The organism is Emticicia agri (assembly GCF_004168285.1).
Classification (GTDB): Bacteria; Bacteroidota; Bacteroidia; order Cytophagales; family Spirosomataceae; genus Emticicia; species Emticicia agri.
The window spans coordinates 1-3,205 of the sequence record NZ_SEWF01000128.1 but is presented as its reverse complement, the minus strand read 5'-3'; the positions used below and the strand labels follow the sequence as shown (position 1 = coordinate 3,205).

4 protein-coding genes are annotated in these 3,205 nt (G+C 35.4%); 2 read left to right on the top strand and 2 right to left on the bottom strand.

Annotation, left to right across the window (positions count from 1 at the left end; all coding sequences use genetic code 11):
- A partial coding sequence (locus tag EWM59_RS27355) for a DUF7452 domain-containing protein (protein WP_207220076.1) occupies positions 1 to 486 on the top strand: 486 nt, incomplete at its 5' end.
- Between the two features lie 107 nt (positions 487 to 593).
- Here the strand turns inward: EWM59_RS27355 and EWM59_RS27350 are convergent.
- Together EWM59_RS27350 and EWM59_RS27345 are read right to left on the bottom strand one after the other, a co-directional pair.
- Positions 594 to 869 carry a YrhB domain-containing protein gene (locus tag EWM59_RS27350; RefSeq protein ID WP_130024337.1) on the bottom strand — a complete coding sequence of 92 codons (276 nt, stop codon included), beginning with the start codon at positions 867 to 869 and terminating at the stop codon, positions 594 to 596.
- A gap of 136 nt (positions 870 to 1,005) precedes the next feature.
- Positions 1,006 to 1,662: a hypothetical protein gene (locus EWM59_RS27345; RefSeq protein WP_130024358.1), complete on the bottom strand. Its 657-nt coding sequence runs from the start codon at positions 1,660 to 1,662 to the stop codon at positions 1,006 to 1,008.
- Positions 1,663 to 2,156: 494 nt separating this feature from the next.
- Here EWM59_RS27345 and EWM59_RS27340 point away from each other — a divergent pair.
- A partial coding sequence (locus EWM59_RS27340) for a DNA cytosine methyltransferase (RefSeq protein ID WP_130024357.1) occupies positions 2,157 to 3,205 on the top strand: 1,049 nt, incomplete at its 3' end.

The following is a 3,205-nucleotide window of genomic DNA, read 5'->3' as shown; positions in this document are numbered from 1 at the left end:
TCACAAACTATGAAAAAATTTATTCTACTCCAGTTACTGTCTATTATTTCTCTGGCGGCGGTTGCACAATCTATAACTCCTGAAAAACTTCAGGTGTCAGGGAGTATTAAAGCAGATACTGCCAAAATAAAAGTTTTGCAGATTCAACCAAATGCAGGAGCCGGAAAAGTGTTCACCAGTGATGCGAATGGCAATGGTACCTGGCAAACGATGGCAAATGCCCAAGCGTTGACAGCTTTTGTTCATAGAGCTACTTCTGCTAATACGATCGGGCATATTACTACTTTATCTTACCCGAATCAGAAGCATACAGACATAGTACTGGTTACCCATAATTATAATCCGGCTCCGTATGGCAGCGGCTCTGTAGCCTATAATAATCATCCGGTAGGGGTATATTGGATTGGTAGCGCGTGGACAATCTATAACGAGGATATCGCAGCTATTACCGGTAATGCATTTAATGTTCTTGTCATCAGGCAATGATAGCGGTTTTCCTGCCAACGCAGAGACCTCCGCAATAGCGTAGCTTTTGCTTTGATTGTCTGTTTTAAAATAGGTTTACATCAACCTATTTTAGGACAAGACACTATTCAGTATGAAGATAAAAATTCATCGAAATTTTCAACAAATGGAGAAATACGAATTATTTCACCATTATTCTTTAAAATAGCGAGCGGGCCACCTCCAACGTATCGTGCGAATTCATCATTATTCTCTATAAATCTTTTACTGTTATAAAAGAAAATCCACGCTTTTTCAGTTTCGATAGTTTGATTTAAAATTATTACCGGAGGATTATCAGAATTCTGAAAACGCTTAATTAAATAATCCTCAGCAATATTGAAAGATTCATTAAAAGAAATCATCTACTTGTATTTTTTAAAAACCAAAATTTTTTTTCCTCAGAATCTCCCGGGCGGCGTACCGCTGTGTGCGCAAGCCAAAGCTAAGCAAAGGGACTCTGAGGGAACGCAAGAAGTAGTTAGTGCTTGCTTTCATTCTTTAAAAATCAGATTGTACAATTTCTTTATAATTTGGAGGTAGCCATTCTCTTATCTCTTCCTGTTCTTTCTTTGGCGGCTTAAACTCTTTTTTAAAAACAGAAGCTAATTCTGGTTTAAAGCCGATTATATTTAATGGATGAATATAATCATTTGCACAATATCTACCCCAATTCCCGCTTTCACTAAACACGAAGTATTCATTATGGAACATTTCAAAAAGAATGCTTGAAACAAAATTTCCGCTCATCAATTCTTCCCAATTAACACTTACCGGATATTTCATTCTTAAAAGAGGTTCTTCAAACTTGACTCCATAGTCATTCTGAATGATTATCAAATAGCTGTCGCCTACAGTTTGAATACAGTTTTGCAGACTTTCAAAGTCTTCTTTTTCAAACAAAACCCCACCACGAATAGCCAATAATGAATAGTTATCTTTAAAGATCATAGCAGGCAATCCAGTTTCCTGATTTTCAAAAATTGAGTTTTGTATAGGCTTCCATTTCTGCGAGTATTCTTCTTCCGATAAAAAGTACTTTTTCAAATATTCTAAAGCAACTTCTTTATCTCCCCATTCATGTTCAGGAATCGAAGTCGAATACATTGAAAACATCTTGGAAGAATACATACTTATAATTTCATTATATTCTATCATGGGTCAAATCTTATTTTAGTTAGCTTCCCTAATTTGGTTATATCTAGTGTACATGACGCTCAATGGCGTACCTTTTTTGTGCCCTTAGAATCTCCCGGGCGGCGTACCGCTGTGTGCGAAAGCCCAAGCCAAGCAAAGGGCCTCTGAGGGCATTGGATTATGAGTTTAGAATTAGATTATAAATCAAAAATAATGTTTCTTTTCTCTCAGACTCTCCCCTATAGCCAGGACCCTTGCCCTCAGAGTCCCCTTTCTAAGCTTTGGCAAAGCACACGGGAGACTCCCTTTAGATATTTGCCCAAAATGACTTAATTTGGCAATCAGTAGAACTCATAGACTCATTTCTTGTAATTATATACCGTCTATTAAAAAAGATTAAGATAATTATATTAGACAATTTTATTTACATTTTATATATTTGCTTTTCTCTTTTTATTTTTCGTAACTTGACAAGTTTTGCTATCTTATACCTCCAAGATTTTCCCTTTTGACTTATGAGACTAAATGCAATAGATATTTTTAGTGGTGCTGGCGGATTAAGTGTAGGAGCTCTAATGGCAGGCATTAACATTAAAGTAGCTATTGAATCTGATGAATTTGCGGCTGAATCTTTTAAAATCAACCATCCTAAAGCAGAAGTAATATGTGATGATATTGCAAAGGTCAAATTAAATAAAAAGTATAATGACATATTTGTACTTTTTGGGGGGCCGCCATGTCAAGGATTTTCAACTTCAAACTCCAAAACAAGGAATACAGACAATACGAATAATCTACTATTTTATGAATATATAAAAAAAGTAGCAGAAGTAAAGCCTTTATGGTTTGTATTCGAGAATGTTGAGGGGATAACATCATTTGAAGATGGGCTAGTTGTTGAAACGCTCAAAAATGAGTTTGGGAAACTAGGCTATAAAACTACAGAAGAAGTTCTAATTGCATCAGATTATGGAGTTCCTCAAAATAGAAACCGTTTTTTTATGGTCGGTAATAGATTAGGTATTGAGTTTAAGTTTCCCGAAAAAAACGACAAGAAAGTTACCGTTGAAGAAGCTTTATCAGATTTGCCGTCTTTAGAGAATGGCTCCAATATTAACCAACTACCGTACAAACAAACTAAGGCTAGTAAATATGCTTTAATGATGAGAGGGGATTCAAAATTTGCCACACAAAATTATGTCTCCAGAAGTAATGAATATGTAATTGAAAGGTATAAGAGAATACCACCAGGACAGAATTGGAGAGCTATTCCAAATGAACTGATGATGAATTACACAAACACTAAGAATTGTCATAGTGGCATTTACAAAAGATTGAATCCTAATGCTCCCTCTGTAGTAATAGCTAACTATCGAAAAAATATGCTAATACACCCATTTGAAGATAGAGGTTTATCCGTAAGAGAAGCCGCAAGACTACAGAGTTTTCCCGATAACTTCATTTTTAAAGGAAGTTTATCATATCAACAACAACAAATTGGGAATGCTGTTCCTCCATTATTGGCTAAAGCTATTTTCAAACAAATAATTAGTCAAACCAAGAA